Genomic DNA, 19,017 nt, shown 5'->3' on the forward strand with positions numbered 1-19,017 from the left:
TCTTCGCCCGCACGAGCTCGCCGAAGGTCTGCCGGCCGGCGCGCTCCTCCACCACGCCGGTCATGCCGCGGGCGAAGGTGAAGCGGTACTCGCCGTCCTCGAAGCGCAGCACCGGGAAGTCGTCGACCGGGAGCCCCTCGAGCCGCACGTCGCACTTCGGGCTCTCGCCGAGCAGCACGGGCGCCTTCGGCTGGACGAACGTGCCCGCCTCGAGCAGCGTCTCTCCCCACAGCACGCGCAGCTCCACGCCCAGGTCGGACTCGCCGGACAGGTCCTCGACCTCGGCGGCGCCAGCGCGGGCACGCGGCTGCTTCCTCGCGGCGGACGCCGCGTGAGTCGGGGCGCTCGCGGCGGGCGCCGCGGCGACGGGCGCCGGGGCGGGTCGCGCGGGCTCGGCGGCCTCCTGCGGCGCGGGGGCCGCGGCCTCCGGGGCCTCGCGCGACGCGGTCGCCACGGGCGCCTCGACTGCGCGCCCGTTCTTGCCGTTCTTGCCGTTGGCGTGGCCGTTCGTCCTCGCGGGCGCGGGCGCCGCGACGACGGGGGCCGCGACCGCATGGTTCGGCGTCGCGGCGGCCTCGGAGAGCGCGGCGCGGGCGTCGGGCGACTCGAGCACGATGCGCAGCCCGCCGAGCGTGATCTGGTCGCCCATGCGCAGCGTGCCGCGGCTCACCTTCTTGCCGTTGACGAACGTCCCTTCGGCGCTGCCCATGTCGATGATCGAGATCGCGCCGTCGGGCGAGACCTCGATGACCGAGTGGATGCGGGAGATCTTCTCGTCGTCGAGGCAGAGGTGCGCCGACGCGAGCCGCCCGATCTTGATGATCTCCCGGTTGAACTGCTCGCTCCGGACGAGCTCGCTGCCGCGGAAGACCGTGAGGGTGATGGGGGTGGCCATGGGTTCCCTAGAGGTCGCCGGACGCCTGCATCACCTTGTCGCGCCAGTTCTCGCGGATCTTGATGAGGTTCGAGTGATCGACCCGGCGGCGGGCTTCGACGTACTCGCCGTCGGGGCGCTTCAGGTCGCCCTCGATCGTGTCGTCCTCGAAGTTGATGACGGTCTTCTTCTCGTACTCCACCCTCGGCTCCTGCGCGGGCGGCTGCGCCCGCTCGGGCTCGCGCTGCGCGGAGGCGGCGAGCGGGAGCGCGATCGCTGCTACGACGAGAAGGTTACGCATCGTTCGGTTCCTGATCCTCTCGAGAGCTTACCACTAGGCAGAGCGGGCACTAAGTGCTCGCCCCCTCGCCTCATCTCGCTTCCTGCGTCGATGTGGGCGGCACGCCCGCATCGGCGGCACCGGTCGCCTGCTTCCCCGCCTTCTTGGCGGCCTCCTCGGCGGCCTTCCGCTCGGCGTCGAGCTGCATCTGCTTCGCCGCGTCGGCCGCCCGGCGGTTCTCCTCCAGGATCTGCACGCACTCCCGCTCGAGCCGAAGGGCCGGCGAGTCGGCCGCCGCCACCGGTCCCGCGGCCCGCGCGTAGGCGCGGAACGCCTCGACGGCCGGCTTACAGTCGTTCTTCACCCGCATGTACAGCACCCCGCGCGCGAGGTGGACCTCGGGCAGCGCGTCTCCCGCAAGCTTCTCCGCCTCGGCGTAGGACGCGAGCGCCTCGTCGGGCTTCCCGATGTGGCGCCTCGCGACGCCGAGCGCCAGGTGGACCGGGCCGTTCCTCGGCTCCACCCGGAGGATGGCGGACGCGTGCTCCGCGACCGCGCCCCACGCCTGGTTGCGGATCGCAGCCTCCAGGAGGGCATGGCGCGCCGGGAGGTAGTCCCCGGCGAGCGCGAGCGCCTTCCGGTACTGCGCGGCCGCGCCCACCTCGTCGCCCCGGCGGGCGAGCACCAGCCCGGCGACGAAGGGGAGCTCGGGGTCCTTGGGGGCGAGCTTCTGCGTGCGGAGCGCGATGAGGTTGGCGAGATCGAGCTCGCCGCGCTGCAGCGCCACCCGCGCGAGGACCTTGTTCGCGCCCACCGAGGTGGGATCCCGCAAGAGCGCCTCGCGCGCGAGCCGCCACGCCTCGTCGAGCTGTCCCGAGGCGCGGTAGAGCGCCGCGAGCCGCTCGCGCGCGATCGGGTCCTCGGGGAAGTCGCGGACGGCGGCGGCGTAGACGGTGGAGGCGGCGCGGGCGTCGCCCTGCTTCTCGAGCAGGACCCCGAGGTTCACCGCGGCGTGCCGCAGCGAGGGCTTCGCGGCGAGGGCGCGCTCGTAGGCGGCGCGCGCGCCGGCGAGGTCGCCCTGCTGCTCGAGCGCGACGCCGAGGTTGTAGCGAGCCTCGGGGATCTCCTCCGCGTCGAGCACGGCGCGCCACTTGCGCTCGAGGTGCTCCCAGTCCGTGGGGACCCCGAGCTTCTTCTGATCCTCCTGCGCCTTCAGCGCCTCGGCGAAGAGCCGCTGGCCGCGCGGCCCGACCGCTTCGGCGGTGGCCTGCGGCGTCGAGGCCGCCGGCGAGGCCGCGTGCTCCGAGGCGGGATCGGCCTGCCCGCCGGGGCGGGGACCGGAACCGGCGCAGCCGATCGCGCCGGCGAGCAGCATCGCGGGGACGATTCGTCGGGTCGTCGTCACGGCAGCAGGTCCTCGTCTTCCTCGTCGGCCTTCTGGCGGTCCTTCCGCGACGGTAGCGGCGCCTCCTCCACGACCCGCCGCTGCGGGTCCGCGGGCGCGGCGCGCGGATCGCCGCGCTGGGCGGCGGGGGTGACGCGGAGCGGCGGCAGCGCCGGCTCGGCGTGGCGCACCTGCCGCGGCGCGGGCGCGGCCGCCGGCTGGAGCTGCGCGAGGATGCCGTGGCCGTGCGGCGCGTCGCGGAGCTCCGGCTGGGCGATGCGGGGCAGCGCCTCCGGCGACGGCCCGTACTCGTCCGGCTTGTACTTCACCAGGATCGCGGTCGCCTGCTTCGCGCAGTCGTTCACGACGCCGTAGTCGCGCGAGGCGTTCATCGCGAGCTCGAGCCCCTCGACCGCCTTCTGCTCGAGCGGCTCGGCGAACTGCGCGAGCTGCGCCTTGTACTCCTCGACGAGCTCGCGCTGCCCCCGGATCTCGCGGGGGATCGGCGCGGCGAAGAGGGTCTGGGCGAAGTGCTTGTACCCCAGCCCGATCTTGTAGAGGGCGCAGATGGCCGGCTCGGCCTGCTTGAGCTTCACCACCTGGCCGTATCGCTCCTCGAGCTGCTTCAGCTTGCGGCCCTTCACCTGGAGCTGCGCCTTGAGCTGCTTCGGCGCGACGTTCAGCGTGATCCGGCCGTACTCCTCGAAGTCTTGCTCGAGGTCGAGGTACATGGCCTGCGCGACCACGGGCAGGCCGCGCTCCTTCACGCGGCTGCGGTTCCGCTTCCAGTAGCCGAGCGCCTCGGCGTAGGTGTCCCGGGCCAGCCGCGCGCTCCGCGCCTTCTCGTACAGCGCCGCGATCCGCTGGGTGATCGCGAGCCACTCGTCCGGATCCTTCGCGTAGCGGCCCCGGTACTCCTGGAGCTGCTTCAGCTCCTTGGAGGGCTGGCCGCGCCGGCCGTACAGGTCGGCGAGCGAGAGGAAGATGCGCGGAGCGTCGGCGCCCCTGGGCCAGGTCTCGAGGTAGGCCTGGCTCGCGGCCTCCGCCCGGGCCCACTCGCGCAGGCCGGCGCGGATCACCGCCGCGTTGATGATCGCGTCGTTCGCCTTCTTCTCTTCCCAGCGGGCGGTGGCCTCCGCCGCGGGGGCCTTGCCCTTCTTACCGCGCGGGCGCGGCTCGGCGCCGCGCTTCCACTCGCGGAAGTAGCGCTCGTAGAGGTCGGCCGCGCGCGAGAAGTCGGCGATCGCCTCGAACGCCTCGGCGTTGTCGTAGAGCGACTTCGGGGCCAGCTCGTGCCCGGGGTACCGCGCCAGGAACTGCTCGCGCACCTCCATCGCCCGGTCCAGCCGGTGCGCGCGCCCGTAGTCGACGGAGGCGTTGTAGAGCGCGGTGGGCGCGAGGCGCGACTGGGGCCAGTCGCGCGAGAAGGCGATGTACTCCTCGGCGGCGGCCTCGTAGTCGCGCGCCTTCTCCCGCTCCTCGATGATCTTGAACGCGCTCTGCTCGATGACGCGCGCGAGATCGTCCTTCAGCGCCGGGTGGGCCTTCACGAGGGCCGCGTTCGCGTAGAACCGCTTCGCCCAGCCGTTCACGTTGCGCCAGTCGCCGAGCAGGTTGTACGCGTCGAGGACGAGGTTCGTGGAGTAGCCGGCGAGCTCGTGCGACGGGTGGTCGAGCGCGATGCGCGTGAAGAGGTCCGTCGCCTCGGCGAACGCGTTGTGGCGGTAGTGGATGTTCGCCGCCTTGTAGGCGATCTCGACCCACTTCTCGCCCTTCGGCTGGTACTCGAGGTACCGCTCGCAGGAGGCGAGGAGCTTCTGGCGGGCCGGGGCCAGCGGGAGGCGCTTCCTGGGATCGGTGGGGACGCGCTTCTCGGTCTCGTCGAGCTTCTTCGCGACGAGGTCCCACGCGAACACCGCGTTCTCCAGCGCGTCCTTGAAGAACTTGCCCGGCTTCCCGGGGGGCTTCGCGCGGACGGCCTTCACGTCCTGCAGGGCCACCGCCTCGTACTCGGCGCCCGCGCCCTCGAAGTCCGCGAGCGCGTAGCGCAGCTCCGCGTGGAAGAAGCGCATCTCGTACGCGGTCGGCTCGTTCGGGAAGACGTCGAGGTAGTCGCGGTACACCGCGGCGGCGAAGCCCGCCACCGGCTCGTCGCGCGTCTTCTTCCACTCGTTGTGGTACTGGACGGCCAGCACGCGCAGCGTCTGCTCGGCGTCGCGGCGCGCGTCGGCGAGCATCTTCTTGCCGTGCTCGTCCTTGGCCACGGGCGACGCCTCGATGTCCCGCAGCATCTTCACGAACACGTGGGCCTGCTGGACCGCCGCCTCCTTGCGGCCCATGCGTCCCGCGGACGTCACGATGCGCGACTGGTAGTACGGCGCCTCGGGCGCGAGCGGCTTCTCGCGGATGAGGCGCGCGTACACGAGGATCGCGTCCCGGTCCTTGCCGTCCCCGTAGTAGAGGTCGGCGAGGGACCGCAGCATCTCCCACCAGCCCTTCTCGCCGCCGACGCGCCGGAACTCCTCCGCGGCGCCCTCGGCCGAGCCGATGTGGCTGTAGGTCCGGACGTAGTCCTTCCGCGCCTCCTTCACGAGCGCGAGCTTCTTGTCCGCGGGGACGGTGCTCGTCGGGAGCTCGCCGAAGTAGATGACGGCCCGGAAGAGCTCGAGCGACTGGTCGTAGGCGCCGAGGTTGTAGTGCACCCACGCCTGCTTGTAGAGCGCGTAGGCGTAGACCGAGCTCTCCTGGTACTCGGCCGCCTTCTTGTAGGCGTCGAGCGCCTTCGTCAGGTTCCCGGTGCGGTCGCTCTTGTTCGCCTTCTCGAAGTAGTACTCGCCGAACGCCATCCAGGCGTCGGGCACGTAGCGCGAGCTCGGATAGCGCTCGATGAGCGCCCGGTACGCCTTCAGCGCCTCGGGATCGAAGCGGTCGCGCTGGGAGAGGTTCTCCGCGAGGAAGTAGAGCACCTCGTCGAGGCGCGGGTACTTCGGGTACTTCGCGATGATCGCCTTGTAGAGCGCGACCGCCTGCACCTGCAGCTTGCGCGACTGGTCCTCGAGGTCCGCCTTCTCGCTCTTGAGCCGCGCCGCCTCCGCCGGGTTGCCCTTGCCGAGCGCGATGAGCTGGTCGTCCCGCCGGTTCGCCTGGAAGAAGAAGTACTGCGACTCCTCCCACAGCAGCTCGGCGAGCCGGTAGTACCACTGCGGCATCTCGGCCTGGGAGCCGCCGCCGAGGTCGATGAGCTTGCGGAGCGACGCGATCTCCTCGCGGCGCTTGTCGGAGACCTGGATCTCGATGGTCTTGCGGAAGGTCTCGAACGCGAGCGCGGGGCCGCCCGCGTCCTTCGCGCGCGGCCGCGCCGCCTCGAGCGTGCCGCCGAGGGCGGCGTCCGGCGCGATCGACCGCTTCTGGCCGAGGTCCGCCTCGCGCGGCGGCGCCTGGGTGGCCGCACCCGCCGTGGAAGCGCCGAGCGCCATCAAGACGGCGGCGACGAGAGCACGCTGCATGCTCGAGGCTCCTCTCCGGACCGGTTACCGGGCCGCCGCGCGGGACCGCGGCAGGCGGTCCTTGCAGCCCTTCGTGAGGGTGTACGAGTAGGTGCCGAGCTCGTCGCGCCAGAACTCGCCCTGGTAGGGCCAGTACAGGTGCTCGTCCGAGACGGCGGTCGAGTACTTCAGATCGCGCACCACCTCGACCTGGCTCCCCCGCGCGAGCGCGCCCTCGAGGGCCTCGCGCTCCTTGCGGGAGACCTCGATGCGGATGCGCAGCGACTGGGCCAGGAGGGTGCGCAGGGAGTCGCGCTCGTACTCGAGCTTGCCGCGGGCGCGGGCGCCGGCCTCCTGGACGAGCGTGGCCTTGTCCGCGCCGAGCTTGTCGAGCAGCTCCTTCGCGAGCGCCGACTCGCGGAACTCGGGGCGGCGGCCGCCGATGCCCCGATCCATCTCGTCCTCGATCTCGCGGATCGACTCCGCGAGGCGGCGGATGTTCTGGTCGGTGTAGGCGACCTTCAGGATGCGCCGCATGATCGCCCCGCCCTTCTGGCGCGGCGACTGCTCGATCACCTCGAAGTACGCCTCGGGCGTCTGCGGACGCGTGGTGATCCCCGCGAGCTCCTCGTACACCGGCTCGTACAGCCGGGAGAAGGACTCGAGCACGCGGCGCGCCTCGGGGTAGCGGCAGTTCTCGTAGTAGACGATCGCCTCGAGGACGTACGACTCGGGGAAGTACTCGTCCTGGAAGTACGGCGACTGGAGCGTCAGCAGGTTGCCGAGCGTCTTCTCGTAGTCGGCGATCCGGTAGTGGGCGTACGAGGCCTCCCACAGCCCCTCGAGCCAGCGCTCCCCACCCCAGGGCATCTTCCCGTAGTACCAGATGGCGTAGCGGTTCTGCCGGTTCTGGTAGTGGATGCGCGCGAGCTGCAGGAACGCGAGCTCGCGCAGCTCCGGATCCGGGTGGCGGCCGCGCTTCGGGTTCGTGAGGCGCACGACCTCCTTGAACGCCTCGACCGAGGCCTGATCGTCGCCCTGGGCGAACAGCACGAGGCCGTCCACGAAGCGCGCCTTCGCGTAGACGTCGCCGGCGTCGTCCCCGGCGGAGGGGGCGTCGGGCGAGACGGGCGGCTTGGCGCCCGCCTCACGGCGGACCATGGACGCGAGCCGGCGCGCCTCGGCCCACGCGGACTTCGCGTCGGCGGTGCGCCCGGCGTCGGCGAGCGCCCGGCCGCGCTCGAACTCGTACTTCGCGAGGAGGAAGTGGAAGCGGTCCTCGTACGCCGGCGGGAAGCCCCACTGCGCGTGGCGCGCGACCCGGTTCAGCACCGGCTGCTCGTTCTTGAGCTTCCGTCCGACGTGGAACACCCACTCCATCGCGGAGTGGTAGAAGCGCGAGCCGCGCGGCCCCTTCTCGAGGACCTCGTCGAACGCCGCGAGCGCGGAGTGGTGCAGGCCCATCCGCACGAGCGCCTTCGCGCGCTGGTAGCGCGCCTCGTCGTGCACGCCGGCGAAGGTGGGCTCGCGCAGGATCTGGTCGAACGCGAGGGCGGCGGTCTCGGTGGCCTTCTCGTCGAGGAGCTTCTTCGCCGCGGCGAGGCGCTCCTTCGCGATCGCCGTCGCCTTGGGATCGACGGGCGCGAGCTTCAGGCCGGGGAGCTCCTGCGGCTGGGCCGCGGGCTGCTCGGGCGGCTCGCCCGGGAGCGCCTCGACCGGCTTCTCCGGCTCGGGCGCCGGGACCGGCGGCGGCGCCTCGCGAGGCGACTCGGGCTCGGGAGGCTTCGCCGGCGCGGGCTTCTTCGCCGCGGGCTTCTTCACGGGGGGCTTCTTCGCCGCCGGCTTCTTCTTCGCCGGCTTGCGCTCCTCCTTGGGCGGCGCGGACAGATCGATGCCGAGCTGCGCGTGGGCGGCGGGAGCGACGGCGAGCGCCGCGAGGAGGACGGCGAGGCAGCCCTTGGACGGCAGGAGGGGACGACGGGTCGGGCGCGTCATGGGCGGGCTCACGGGAGCGGACGGTTGCTGAACGGAAGGAAGAAGGAGAGTCCGACCTCGGTGAAGATCTGGTTCTGCCAGTCCTTGCCGCTTCCGTTGTTCGGCACCTCCACGCCGTACACGTAGTCCTTCACCTCGAGCCGCACGGCTAACCATTCCGTGAGGAACAGGCGCGCCCCGAGCCCCACGTGACCGCCGACCGTGCTGACGAGCGCAGGGTCGTCGCCGCTCGCCGCGAGCGCCTCGGCCTCGCTCGGGCCGAGCACCTCGTCGTGGGACACGAGGTCGGCCCCGACGAGGATCGACAGGTCGAAGTGGGCGACCTTCTCCGCGAAGACGTTCAGCTTTCCGTACACCGGCGACCAGGCGACCTCCGCGCCGATGATCCGCTGCAGCTTCCCGGGCACCTGCAGCAACATGGCGTCGGCGGCGTCGACGCAGCCGGTGTCCTTCGGGCACACCACGGCGGAGCCCGTCTCGGACGTGGTGCCGGCCGCGGCGTGCAGCGAGACCGACCACGCCTCGCTGAGGTGGTACCCCAGCTTCAGGCCGCCGAAGTACTTCGAGTAGAACGCGTCGTTCAGCGAGAGGTCGCCGGTGGCGGTGAGCTCGAACCGGCCGGCCTTGCGGAACAGCTGGCCGGAGACGGGCGGGATCTTCCCCGCGAACGCGTCCGCTCGGGTCTGCGCGTGGGCGGGGCGAGGCGCGGCCGCGGCCAGCGTGACGAGCGCGGCGAGCGCGAGGACGCTTCTGGAGGCGCGGCGCGCGATCATGGGTAGACGTACTCGAAGCGCGGGGGGAAGAAGAACGACAGGCCGACGTTCGCGACGAACACCTTCTGCACCGTGCCCGGGACCGACAGGATGGGCTGGTCGGGGTACAGCGTCGCCATGAGCCCGAGCTCGAAGGCGAGCCACTCCTTCGGATAGAACCGGACGCCTCCGCCGAGATCGGTGGCGAGGTGCGGACCCTCGTTGCGGGGCTCGCCGCTCGTGGCGCTCCAGACGACCCCGAAGCCGCCCGCGAGGAACAGGTCGAAGTGGAGGATGCTCGATCCGAGGAAGGAAGCCTTCCCGTAGATCGGCGACCAGACGCCGTCCACCATCACCTGTCCGTCGAGCTGGGACGTGAGCAGCTGGCTCTGGAAGGCGATCTTGCCCTCGCGCACGTTGTCGGTGCGGAGCGGCTCGTAGTAGGTGCCGCGGACGGCGATCGCGAAGCTGTCCTGGACGTTGTAGGCGAGCCGCAGGCCGCCGCCGAACTTCTGGTAGAAGGCGTCGTTCACGGTCGCCGAGAACATCGGCGTGAGCTCGAGGCGCCCGCGCTTCAGGAACCCCTTGCGCTGGACCGCCTTGACCCGATCCCCGAGCGCGACGTCCTCGTCGCCGAACGGCAGGAGCGGCCGGCCCTCCTTCCCCTTCTCCTTCTCGGCCGCCGCAGCCGGCTCGCGCGAGGCGGGCGGCTGTGAGAGGTCCATCGGCGGTTGCTCTTCCGGCTCGGAGGGCGGCTGCTGCGCCGGCTCCTCCGCGGGCGGCTGGGACAGATCGATGCCGGGCACCTCCTGCGCGAGCGACCGGGCAGGAGAGAGCACGACCGCAAGCCAGGTAAAGGCGACGAGCGTTCTCATATGAGTTGGCGTGGGCAGCGCCCGGTGGGCATCCTAGCCAAAGGGCGGTGGAGGGGCAACGAACCGGCCCGCCAGAAAACCGCGTCCGTACGCGGCTGTAGGCGCCTGTCGGCAGTCGGGCGCCCTCTCGCCCCCTTCCTTGTCGGAGGGCCGATCGCGTGCTAACGATCCGCCGACCCATGCGCCCTGCCGCCATCAAGCTCGCCGTCGCGCTCGCCACCGTCGCGCTCGCCGCTTGCCAGGATCCGGACGTGGGCGAGCGGTGCCCCCTGCAGTGGGGGACCGACAGCTCGCTCCCCCGCCCGACGCCGGCGACGGCTGCCGGTGATTACTTCGAGTCCGGCAACCCCGCCTGCGACGACCTCGTCTGCATCGTCTCGCCGGCGTCCTCGGGATCGAAGTACGCCGAGTGCGAGGGCGAGAACTGCGGCTACTGCTCGAAGCCGTGCGTCTCGAACGACGACTGCTACACGGACGACACGGGCCTCGTGTGCGATCTCGTCCTGCTGGATCCGGCGTTCCTCGCCGCGCTCGACGCGAGCAACAAGTCGTGCACGACGAGCACCGACTGCGCCGCGGGCCAGCAGTGCGGCGCCGACGGTCAGTGCACCCCCACGGTCCGAGAGCGCTACCTCGGCGACATCGCCTTCTCGTCCTTCTGCGTCGTGCCGAGGTGACGGCTCGCCTCGCGCGCGCGCTCCCGGCGCTGCTCGTCGTCCTCTGCTGCGTGAACGCGAACGGCTCCGATGCGCGCACGCCGGCCCCCCGCGTCCTGGTGGAGACCGCCTCCGGCGCTCGCCACGCCGTGCGCGTCGAGCTGGCGCGCACCGACGCGGAGCGCGCGCGCGGGCTCATGTGGCGCGAGCGGCTGGAGCCGGACGCGGGCATGCTCTTCCTGTTCGAGGAGAGCGCGGCGCACGGGTTCTGGATGAAGAACACGCTCATCCCTCTCGACATGGTCTTCATCGGGGAGGACGGGCGGATCGTCGGAGTCGTCGAGCGCGCCGAGCCGGGGACGACGACGCAGCGAGCCGTGGGCGCGCCGAGCCGCTACGTGCTCGAGGTGAACGGCGGCTGGTGCGCCGCGCGCGGCGTCCGCGCCGGCGACCGGGTGCGGTTCGAGAACGTCCCCAGGTTCTAGCAGCTCGCGCTTCGACGGGCCGGCGCGAGGGGGACCCGTTCGATCAGATCTTCCGCAGGAGCTTCCGCGCGAGCTGCGGGCCGAGGCTCTCCGACATCAGCTGCTCGACGGTCGTCTCGAAGGCGCCCCGCTCGCGCGGATCGGCCCAGACGAAGCGGATGCCCATGCCGGCCGCCTCGCCACCCGCGGCCGCGTGGACCACCTCCCCGGCGAGCTCGAACGGGGCGGGCAGGCCTGGCACGGTGAGCCGGAACAGGAAGCGGGTGCCCACCGGGAGGGCCTTGCGCGTCTTGATGAAGGTGCCGCCCTTGGAGATGTTCTTCGTGTAATCGGCGAAGAAGCTGTTCAGCTTCTTGTAGTCGACCTTGAGCTCGATGGGCGCGCGGGCGTGCTCGCGATTCTCCGTCATCCCGCGCCATGTTATCCCGGGGGCGGCGCGCCCGATAGCTCGCGCCCGGGGGCACTCGCGTGGAGCCGCGCTTCGTCCAGATCGCCGCCGCGCTCGCGCGCCGCCGCGCCGTCCGGGCGGGAGGCGCGCTCCTCCTCGCCGCCGGGTTCGCGGCGGGATCGCTGCCGCTGCTGGACGCCCCGGGTTACGAGCTCGGCCAGGCGGGCGCGCTGCTCGCCGCGGCGCTCGCGCCGCTCCTCGCCGTCCCCGCCGTCCGGATGGAGCGGGCGCGCCCCGACGCGTCCCCCGCGGCGGCCTTCGGGGGCGCCGCGCTCGTGCTGACGGCGCTGCTCGCGCTGCTCCTCGCCGGAGGGGTCGTGCGCGCGGCGCTGGGGCCGTGCTCGGCCTTCACGCCCGCGGCCGCGTTCTTCCCGCTCCTCGCCCTCCCCTCGGCGCTCCTCGCGACCGCGGTCGCGACCCTCTCCGCGCTGGCCGCCCGCGGGCGCGCGCCGCCGGCCGCGCTCCTCTACGCCGCCGCGCTCGCCGCCTCGCTCGCGTGGACCCTCGTCGCCGCCTACCGGGGCCCGGCCGCCTTCCTCTTCGACCCCGTGCTCGGCGCCTGGCCCGGGCCGCTCTACGACGAGGCGCTCCCGGTGGACGCGCGCCTGCTGCTCTTCCGCGGCGAGGCGGCGGCCTGGGCCGCCGCGGCGATCGCGCTCGCCGAGGGCGCGGCGCGGGCGCGGCGCGCCGGGCTCCGCGCCGCCACGACGCCGGCCGTCGTGCTCGCCCTCGCCGCCGGCGCGGCGGTGGCGGCCCGCGCCACGCGAGACGCGCTCGCGCTCTCCGGCGAACGCGAGGGCATAGCCCGCGCGCTCGGCGGGCGACGCGAGGGGCCGCGCTGCACGATCCTGCTCCCGGCCGAGAAGCCGGCCGCCGCCGCGGGCGCGCTGCTCGCCGAGTGCGAGTTCCACGTGGCGGACCTGGCGCGGGCGCTCGGCCTCGCCGCGCCGCCGCGCGTGACCGTGCACGTGTACCGGAGCCCCGCCGAGAAGCGCCGCCTCGTGGGCGCCGCCGCGACCGAGTTCGCGAAGCCGTGGCTCGCGGAGGTGCACGTCGTCGACGCGCCGGCGCCCCACCCATCGCTCCGCCACGAGCTGGTCCACGCGGTGGCCGGCGCGATCGCCGCGGGGCCGCTGCGGATCCCAGCCCGCGCGGGCGTCGTCCCGTCCGCGGGGCTCCTGGAGGGGCTCGCGGTGGCGCTCGAGATCCCGCGCGGCGACTGGACCGTGCACGAGTGGTCGCGCGCGGCCCGGGAGCTCGGGCTCCTGCCCGACGTCGCGGCCATCGTCGGTCCCGCGGGGTTCTGGACGCAGGCGCCCGCGCGCGCCTACACGGCGTCGGGGAGCTTCCTCGCGTTCCTGCTCGAGCGCCACGGCCCGGCGAAGGTCGCCCGCGCCTACCGCGACGGCGACGTCGCCGCCGCGCTCGGCGCTCCGCTCGAGGCGCTCGTCGCCGAGTGGCAGGCGTTCCTCGACGGCGTGGCGGTGCCGCCCGGCCTCGAGGCGGCCGCGCGCGCCCGGCTCGGCCGCAAGAGCCTCTTCGCCCGGCGGTGCGCGCGCGAGGCGGCGGCCCTCGCCGCGGACGCCGCCGCGGCGGCCGGGACCGGGCGCGCGGACGAGGCGTGCCGGCTCTGGCGCCGGTGGGGCGCGCTCGCCGACGCGGCCGCCGCAGAGAAGGCCGCGGGGGACGCGCTCGCGCGCGGCGGCGAGCTCGACGGCGCGTCCGCCGCCTACGCGCGGGCACGGGCGTGGGCGGCGCCGGAGGACGAGGCGCTGCGCGCCTCCCTCGCCTCGGCGGAGGGCGATGTCGCGTGGCGGCGCGGCGATCTCGTGGCGGCCGAGCGCGGCTGGTCCGAGGCGGTCGCCGCGCATCCCGACCGCCCCGAGGCCCGCCTCCTCGCGGCCAAGCGCGCCGCGGTCACCGACCCGGCGCTGGGGGCGGCCGCCCGCGCCTACCTGCTCGCCGAGGGCGACCCTGCGCTCGCGCTCGCGCGGCTCGCCCGCGCGGAGCACCCCCTCGCGGCGTACCTCGTCGGCCGGGCCCTGCTCTCGCGCGGCGAGGTCGGGGCGGCCCTCCCCGAGCTCGCGCGCGCGGACGCGCAGCCGCTCCCTCCGCTCCTCGCCGCGGAGGCGCGCGCGCTGCGGGCAGAGGCGCGCTGCCGCGCTGGGGAGACGGACGCAGGCGCGGGCCAGCTCGCGGCGCTGGCCGCGGCCGCGGACGGGGAGGCCGAGCGGCTGCGAGCCGAGGCGGCGCTACGCCGCTGCCGCTTCGAGGCGTCCGAGCGCGCGGGGCTGGGCGCCGCGCCCGCCGGCGCGCGGCTCCTCCCCTGACCGCCCGGGGGATGTCACGGTCCGTGACGCAGCCGGTCGATCGCCGCCTTCGGGTTCTTCACCCCGTTCTTGAGCAGCCACCAGGTCACCTTCATGCCTCCGACCGCGAGCACGCCGAGGTATCCGTGCCCGAGGAGCTGCGTGGTGGGGGCGTCGATCTTCACGCGCACCTTCAGGGCGGGGTCCCGCTCGAGGACGAGCTTGAAGAACTCCACGCCGAACTCGCCCACGTCCTGGGAGCCGAGCGAGGTGATCCGCTGCACCGCCCCCGCCGGCAGGGTGAGGGTGAAGTCGGGGTCCGCCGCCGCCTCCACCCGCACCTCGGGCGCGCCGCTCTCCATGGTGAAGTGCGCCGGGCCGGAGTCGAGCGCGAGGTTCACGCGCGCACCGCGCGTGAGGGGCCGCGTCGCCTTGCGCGCCGCGGGAGAGGTCTCGAAGAAGGCCTTCAGGGAGTCGAAGCTCGCGCCGGTCATCGTGCGCCCAATCTAAACCGGCCCCGGGGACACGGGGGGTCCCGGCGCGGGGCCTGCGAAGCGCGGTGGCGCTTGACCGGTGCGCTCGCCCGGGCCACAGTCCCGCGCATGACGACCCGCCCCGTGACGCAGCTCGCGCTCTGCGCCGTCATCGCCCTCGCCGCCGCGTGCGGCACGAAGCGGATCCCCGGCACGGACATCCGCGACACGGCGGACAACCGCGCCGTCTACGAGGTGGTCCGCGGGTACCACAGGGCGCTCGAGGCCCGCGACGCCGCCGGCCTCCTCACCCTCGTCTCCCCGGACTACTTCGACTCCGCCGGTACGCCGGACCCCGCAGACGACCTGGATCGCACCCGCCTCGAGCAGACGCTGGCAGCGGATCTCGCACGCCTCGAAGGGGTGCGCGTGGACATGACCCTCCGCAGCATCGAGGTGCAGGGGGACACCGCCACCGCCGAGGTCTTCTACGAAGGCTACTACCGGGTGCAGACGCCGAGCGGCGCGGTGCCGCGCCGGGACGCGGACGTCCACCGGCTCCTGCTGAAGAAGCTCGACGGTCAGTGGAAGATCGCGGCGGGGCTCTAGGCCCGCCGCGGCGACCTCACGCGGGGCCGAGCAGCGCGAGGAACCCGCGCTCGCCCAGCTCGCGCAGCGCGACGAGCCGGTCGCGGTACCGCGTCCAGTCCTTCCGCGCGAGCCGGTCCGCGCCGACCTCCGCGAGGTGGAAGGCGTGGATGCGCGAGGCGGTGAAGCGCAGCGCGGCGTAGCTCGCCCACGCGTGGAGGGCGTCGACGGTCTCGGGCTCGACGCGGCGCTTCGCGCGGTAGCCCTGGACGAGCGCCGCTGCTCGGGCGGGCTCGTAACGATCCGTGTAGCACCACGCGTTCAAAGCGACGGCCAGGTCGTAGGCGAACGGCGCGACGCAGCTCATCTCCCAGTCGAGGATCGCGCTCACCCGGTCGCCGATCCACAGGACGTTGTCGGCGAAGAGGTCGCCGTGGACGAGCCCCTGCGGCGCCCCGGGGAGGTGCGCCGCGCGGGCGAGCTCGTCCTCCAGCAGCGGCAGCGCCGCCGCGAGCGCCGCGTCGGCCTCGGCCTCCTGCCGGAGCGGAGCGATCCAGCCTTCCACGCGGGCGAGGCCGTACGGGTTCTCCCGCGACGCGGTGAACCCGGCGGCGAGATCGTGCAGCCGGCCGAGCTGCTCGCCCACCCGCCGGCAGCGCTCCGGTCCCGCGTCCTGGCGGGAGATCTCCTCGCCCGGCGCGTAGGCGAAGAGCATCGCCTGCTTGCCGGCGACCGGCACGAACGGGCGCCCGTCGGCGGCGAAGTGCAGGCGCGGCACGGGGAAGCGCGCTTCGTGCAGGTAGCGCTGCACCTCCGCCTCGAACCGCACGTCGCCCTCGGTCTTCCCCTCGCTGATGCGCAGGAAGAACCGCTGCCCTCCGGCCCAGAGGTGGAAGTTCGTGTTGACGGCCCCCTTCAGCTCGGGCCGGACCCGCTCGGGCGCGGGGAGGCCGAACGGCCGGACCGCGGCGGCGAGCTCGTCGGGGGAGAGGTCGGTGTAGAGCGCCATGCGGAGTGGGTCGCGAGGATGCCCGCTCGCCGGCGCGCCCGTCAACGACTGGGCGGCGGAGGGCCCGCGATGGCGTCCGCGAGGGAGATGGGACGCCAGCGCGCCCCGGTGACGCGCCAGCCCTCGGGCTCGCGCTCGAAGGCGAGGTCGAAGCGCTGGGCGCTCGCCTCGCCCGGGAGGAGATCGGCGAGCGCCTTGCCGGCGCCGAGCGAGCGCGAGAGGACCGCGTCCGCGACCGCCCTCGCCCGCGCCCCGTCGACCGCGACGGAGACTCCGGAGATCGAGACCCCCACCCACTCTCCCCGCAGGACGTGCGCGGCGACGAGCTGCTTCACTCCTCGCCGATCGAGCCCCTCGCCCCGGAAGCGCTCCGACACGGCGGCGACCACGTCGCCGATGCGCCGCTCCACCGCGGCGCGGGCCGCCTCGTCGAGGAGCGCGCGGATCAGCTCCTCGTCGGTCGGAGGAGGCGGCGCGGCGAGGCGCGCGACGGCCACCGCCCCGAGGGCGGCGGCCAGCGCGAGGACGGCGACGAGCGTGCCACGGCGCATGCTTCCACCTTCCGCTCCCGGGCGTACGTCCGGGCGAGCGCTCGCTCCGCGCGAGCGGGCGCGGACGAGCGAGTTAGATCCGGAGGTGGCATCCGCCGCCCCCGCCGGGTCGAAACACAAGTACACTCCACCGCCGTGAGCCGGGACAAGAAGGACCACATCGCGCTGTCCGACGCGCACAACTCGCGCGGCATCGAGCTGGCCGACCGCGGCTGGCTGGACGAGGCCATCCGGGAGTTCAAGAAGGCGATCGAGCTCGACCCGAGCTCCGCGCACGCGCACGACAACCTCGCGACGGTCTACTCCGAGAAGAAGCTCTTCAGGGAGGCGCTCTCGGAGTACCTCACCGCCATCCAGCTCGAGCCGGAGAGCGCGACCGCCCACTACAACCTCGCCTGCTTCCTCGCCACCCATGGGCACGACATGGCGATCGCCGAGTACCGCGACGCCATCGAGCTCGATCCCGAGTACCCGGACGCCCACCTGAACCTCGGCCTCACGCTCGCCGACCAGGGCAAGGCCGACGAGGCGGTGAAGGAGCTCGAGACCGCGATCCGGCTCGACCCGAAGGACCCGTTCCCGCGGCACGAGCTCGCGGCGCTGCTCATGGACGAGGGCGACTACCGCAGCGCCATCACGCAGCTCAAGGAGGTGGTGCGCCTCGAGCCGGACAACTTCGAGGCGCACCTCGATCTCGGGATCTCCTACGCGCAGAAGGGCTTCTACGCCGAGGCGGAGCGCGCGTACGCGCGGGCGCGCGAGCTGAAGCCCGAGGACCTCCTCCTCAACTACAACGTCTCGGCCCTGTACGCGCTGTGGGGCAAGCCGCGGGACGCGCTCGAGGCGCTCCGCAAGGCGGTCGCCGCGGATCCGCCCAAGGTCCGGGGCTGGCTGCAGTCCGATCCGATGTTCGACGCGCTGAAGGGGACGCCGGACTTCGACGACCTCGCCCACGGCTGAGGGGTTGGTTTCACGGCCTCCGAGCCGGGGTGCGCCCGGGTGGGCGAGTGACCCACGGTGACGTTCGCCCCGCCGTGACGGTTCGGCCTTCACGGATCGTCGCCGTTTGGCTAGGCTCCGCCGCATGCCCGAGCTCGCCTTCTTCCGCCACGGCGAGGAGCTCCTGCGCGTGGCGCTCACCGGCCGGACCGAGATCGGCCGCGCCCCGGAGTGCGACGTGTCGCTCCCGGACCCCGCCCTGTCGCGCGTCCACGCGGTGGTCGAGCCGCGCGGCGGCGGGTGGCTCCTCGTCGATCGATCCGGCCGAGGCGCGCGGATCGGCGGCGCGGAGGTCCCCGAGGCCGTCCTGTCGGACGGCGACGAGATCGCGCTCGGCGCGTGGCGCGCCCTCTTCCGTGCCGCCGCGGCCCTGCCGCCGGAGGAGACGCGCGCCCCCGGCCTCACCCGGGTCCGGGACGGCGGCGCGGCGGGAGCGGCCCCGGCGCGGCTGCGCGTCCGCGCGGGTGGCCGCGAGCGCACCGTGCCGGTGACCGCGGCGGGGGTGGTGGTGGGCAAGGACCCGACCTGCGACGCGCCGATCGACGACCCGTACGTCTCGGCGCGCCACCTGCGCATCGAGCCGCGCGGCGGCCTGTGGCACGTCGTCGATCTCGGCTCCACCAACGGCACGTTCATCTCGGGCGCCCGCGTCTCGCAGGCGCAGCTGCCCCTGGGCGTCCCGGTCTCGCTGGGCGACGCCGAGATCGTCCTCGAGCGGCGAGACGCGCCGGAGCTCGAGCGCCCCGAGGCGTTCGAGGGGATGATCACGTGCGACTCGGGCATGCGGCACGTGTTCGAGCTCGTCGAGCGGGTCGCGGCCTCCGACGCCGCGGTGACCATCCTCGGGGAGACCGGCACCGGCAAGGAGCTCGTCGCGCGCGCCTTGCACGCCCGCTCGGCCCGGCGCGACGGGCCGTTCATCCCGGTGAACTGCTCCGCCATCGCCGAGACGCTCATCGAGTCGGAGCTGTTCGGCCACGAGAAGGGCGCCTTCTCCGGCGCGGAGCGGATGCGCAAGGGAGCCTTCGAGGAGGCCGACCGCGGCACGATCTTCCTCGACGAGATCGGCGAGCTCCCCCTCGATCTGCAGCCGAAGCTGCTGCGCGTCCTCGAGCTCGGCGAGGTGAAGCGCGTCGGCGCGTCGCGTCCGCTCCAGGTGAACGTGCGGATCGTCGCCGCGACGCACCGGGACCTGCGCGCCCAGGTCCGGGCGGGCCGCTTTCGCGAGGACCTCTTCTACCGGCTCTGCGTCGTCCCCGTCACCGTCCCGCCGCTCCGCCAGCGGAGGGGCGACGTCCGCGCGCTCGCCGAGACGTTCCTCGCCCGCGCAGCGCCGCGCGGGCTCCCCCTGCGCTGGGCCCCCGAGGCGCTCGCCAAGCTCGAGGGCTACGACTGGCCCGGGAACGTCCGCCAGCTGAGGAACGTGGTGCAGCGCGCCCTCCTGTTCCGCGGAGAGGGGCAGTGCGTCTCCGCCGACGCCGTGACGTTCGAGGACACGCGCGCCGCGCCGGGCCCGGGCGGCGACGATGACACCCTGTACCTGCCCGGTCTCACGCTGGAGGACATCGAGCGGGAGGCGATCCGGCTCTCGCTGCGCCGGAACAAGGGCAAGCGGGCGGCGGTGGTGAAGGAGCTCCACATCGCGAAGAGCACGGTGCTGAAGCGGATCGGCCAGTGGGGGCTGCACCACGAGGGACGCGCGGCGGGAGAAGCAGGAGAAGGGGAGGATGACGGGGAGTAACGACCGCGACCGCGACCCCCGTCGGATCTCCTGAGGCCGGCCACCCTGAGCCCTTCGACTCCGCCCGACCGCGCGACCGCGGTGGGCACGCGCGAGGGAGCAGTACGAGCGAG

17 protein-coding genes (1 of these 17 cut by a window edge) are annotated in these 19,017 nt (G+C 73.6%); 6 read left to right on the plus strand and 11 right to left on the minus strand.

Annotated elements, in window-relative coordinates; all coding sequences use genetic code 11:
* From gltG to ANAE109_RS17390, 7 genes are all read right to left on the minus strand, one after another.
* Positions 1 to 895, minus strand: the 5' portion of a protein-coding gene (gltG, locus tag ANAE109_RS17360) for an adventurous gliding motility protein GltG (protein WP_012098187.1). Its footprint begins 1,109 nt before the window's first position; 895 of the gene's 2,004 nt are visible here — the first part of the coding sequence; its start codon is at positions 893 to 895; the stop codon falls past the left edge of the window.
* A 7-nt stretch (positions 896 to 902) separates the two neighbouring features.
* Positions 903 to 1,175, minus strand: coding sequence for an adventurous gliding motility protein CglF (gene cglF / locus ANAE109_RS17365; protein WP_012098188.1), 273 nt, complete (start codon positions 1,173 to 1,175; stop codon positions 903 to 905).
* Between the two features lie 70 nt (positions 1,176 to 1,245).
* Complete coding sequence (gene gltE / locus ANAE109_RS17370; RefSeq protein WP_234945171.1) at positions 1,246 to 2,559, minus strand: adventurous gliding motility TPR repeat lipoprotein GltE; 1,314 nt, start codon at positions 2,557 to 2,559, stop codon at positions 1,246 to 1,248.
* Positions 2,556 to 6,044: a tetratricopeptide repeat protein gene (locus ANAE109_RS17375; protein ID WP_012098190.1), complete on the minus strand. Its 3,489-nt coding sequence runs from the start codon at positions 6,042 to 6,044 to the stop codon at positions 2,556 to 2,558. The genes gltE and ANAE109_RS17375 overlap by 4 nt, the downstream gene beginning before the upstream one ends.
* 24 nt (positions 6,045 to 6,068) lie before the next feature.
* Positions 6,069 to 8,018, minus strand: coding sequence for an adventurous gliding motility protein GltC (gltC, locus tag ANAE109_RS17380; protein ID WP_012098191.1), 1,950 nt, complete (start codon positions 8,016 to 8,018; stop codon positions 6,069 to 6,071).
* An 8-nt stretch (positions 8,019 to 8,026) separates the two neighbouring features.
* Entirely contained in the window at positions 8,027 to 8,791 is a 765-nt protein-coding gene (locus ANAE109_RS17385) for an outer membrane beta-barrel domain-containing protein (protein WP_012098192.1), read from the minus strand.
* The gene (locus ANAE109_RS17390; protein ID WP_234945172.1) at positions 8,788 to 9,609 is read right to left on the minus strand and encodes an outer membrane beta-barrel domain-containing protein; all 822 of its coding nucleotides are present in this window, start codon (positions 9,607 to 9,609) and stop codon (positions 8,788 to 8,790) included. Before ANAE109_RS17390 ends, ANAE109_RS17385 begins: the two co-directional genes overlap by 4 nt.
* A 215-nt stretch (positions 9,610 to 9,824) precedes the next feature.
* Here ANAE109_RS17390 and cglC point away from each other — a divergent pair, with 215 nt between their 5' ends.
* Positions 9,825 to 10,322: an adventurous gliding motility lipoprotein CglC gene (gene cglC, locus ANAE109_RS17395; protein WP_041448468.1), complete on the plus strand. Its 498-nt coding sequence runs from the start codon at positions 9,825 to 9,827 to the stop codon at positions 10,320 to 10,322.
* A complete protein-coding gene (locus ANAE109_RS17400) occupies positions 10,319 to 10,786 on the plus strand; it encodes a DUF192 domain-containing protein (protein ID WP_012098195.1) in 468 nt (155 codons plus the stop codon). Before cglC ends, ANAE109_RS17400 begins: the two co-directional genes overlap by 4 nt.
* 43 nt (positions 10,787 to 10,829) lie before the next feature.
* Here the strand turns inward: ANAE109_RS17400 and ANAE109_RS17405 are convergent, their stop codons facing one another.
* On the minus strand, positions 10,830 to 11,195 hold the full coding sequence (locus ANAE109_RS17405) for a TIGR02266 family protein (RefSeq protein ID WP_012098196.1): 366 nt from the start codon (positions 11,193 to 11,195) through the stop codon (positions 10,830 to 10,832).
* A gap of 59 nt (positions 11,196 to 11,254) precedes the next feature.
* Here ANAE109_RS17405 and ANAE109_RS17410 point away from each other — a divergent pair, with 59 nt between their 5' ends.
* The gene (locus ANAE109_RS17410; protein WP_012098197.1) at positions 11,255 to 13,564 is read left to right on the plus strand and encodes a type VI secretion system protein; all 2,310 of its coding nucleotides are present in this window, start codon (positions 11,255 to 11,257) and stop codon (positions 13,562 to 13,564) included.
* A 14-nt stretch (positions 13,565 to 13,578) separates the two neighbouring features.
* Here the strand turns inward: ANAE109_RS17410 and ANAE109_RS17415 are convergent, their stop codons facing one another.
* On the minus strand, positions 13,579 to 14,037 hold the full coding sequence (locus tag ANAE109_RS17415) for a hypothetical protein (protein ID WP_041448469.1): 459 nt from the start codon (positions 14,035 to 14,037) through the stop codon (positions 13,579 to 13,581).
* A 108-nt stretch (positions 14,038 to 14,145) separates the two neighbouring features.
* On the opposite strand from ANAE109_RS17415, the gene ANAE109_RS17420 reads away from it, so the two are divergent.
* Positions 14,146 to 14,625 carry a DUF4440 domain-containing protein gene (locus tag ANAE109_RS17420; RefSeq protein WP_041448470.1) on the plus strand — a complete coding sequence of 160 codons (480 nt, stop codon included), beginning with the start codon at positions 14,146 to 14,148 and terminating at the stop codon, positions 14,623 to 14,625.
* Between the two features lie 16 nt (positions 14,626 to 14,641).
* Here the strand turns inward: ANAE109_RS17420 and ANAE109_RS17425 are convergent, their stop codons facing one another.
* Positions 14,642 to 15,613 carry a homoserine kinase gene (locus ANAE109_RS17425; RefSeq protein ID WP_012098200.1) on the minus strand — a complete coding sequence of 324 codons (972 nt, stop codon included), beginning with the start codon at positions 15,611 to 15,613 and terminating at the stop codon, positions 14,642 to 14,644.
* 41 nt (positions 15,614 to 15,654) lie between these two features.
* Positions 15,655 to 16,164 carry a hypothetical protein gene (locus tag ANAE109_RS17430; protein WP_012098201.1) on the minus strand — a complete coding sequence of 170 codons (510 nt, stop codon included), beginning with the start codon at positions 16,162 to 16,164 and terminating at the stop codon, positions 15,655 to 15,657.
* Between the two features lie 135 nt (positions 16,165 to 16,299).
* Between ANAE109_RS17430 and ANAE109_RS17435 the strand changes: the two genes are divergently transcribed.
* Entirely contained in the window at positions 16,300 to 17,124 is an 825-nt protein-coding gene (locus ANAE109_RS17435) for a lipopolysaccharide assembly protein LapB (protein ID WP_012098202.1), read from the plus strand.
* A 124-nt stretch (positions 17,125 to 17,248) separates the two neighbouring features.
* Entirely contained in the window at positions 17,249 to 18,904 is a 1,656-nt protein-coding gene (locus ANAE109_RS17440) for a sigma 54-interacting transcriptional regulator (RefSeq protein WP_041448471.1), read from the plus strand.
* Positions 18,905 to 19,017 lie beyond the last annotated feature (113 nt).

This window comes from Anaeromyxobacter sp. Fw109-5, from assembly GCF_000017505.1.
GTDB lineage: Bacteria > Myxococcota > Myxococcia > Myxococcales > Anaeromyxobacteraceae > Anaeromyxobacter.